Consider the following 596-nt stretch of genomic DNA (forward strand, 5'->3'; position numbering starts at 1 on the left):
GCGCATTCCCTGCCGGCGTGCGATCTGCTCGAAGACAACGCGATTGACATGGAGGTTCGGGCAAAGCCGCGTGGTGGAAACGGCCTCGACAAGCCGCTGTGTGATCGGAATAGGACGCGTGGCCGCGTCCGCGGAATCGGCAAAGACAACACCGTAGATGAGGACCGCGATCGAAGCGCAGTGCAGGCCGACAGTCGGAAACGCCATGGATGCTCCTGTAATGGACCCGTCAACCTAATGTGAAACAAGACCATTCCATGACGCATCGACAGATAGCGATCAGACCTCGAGCATGATCCTGTCGATAGGATCGCTTGATTCCACGAGCCGATGGGCCGCATGGGTGGTGTCGTGACCTTGAGCCGCTCGAACCATGCGCCCGGCCTTTATCGCATATTGCCGGTATGGCCCTGCGAATACCGGCCCGGCTGCGGCCAGACCGTCAGTCCGTGCGGCTCGACGCCCACCGGTATCTTCACCACCGAGCCAGTGGTCGTATCGAAGCAATAGACTTCGCTGTCGAAACGGCCTGAAAGCCACAATTGCTTGCCATCGGCGCTGACATTGCCCATATCCGGGCTGCCGCCGCCCGGTAT

At 60.2% G+C, this 596-nt stretch carries 2 protein-coding genes; both read right to left on the reverse strand.

The genetic code is table 11. The annotated features are described in order from the left end of the window. Positions 1 to 207 (reverse strand): hypothetical protein (locus tag AC1D0P_RS27185; protein ID WP_477679574.1); only part of this gene is annotated, 207 nt, incomplete at its 3' end. 179 nt (positions 208 to 386) lie between these two features. Beyond that, a partial coding sequence (locus AC1D0P_RS27190) for a YncE family protein (protein WP_477679575.1) occupies positions 387 to 596 on the reverse strand: 210 nt, incomplete at its 5' end.

Source organism: Polaromonas sp. P1_G2 (assembly GCF_056405515.1).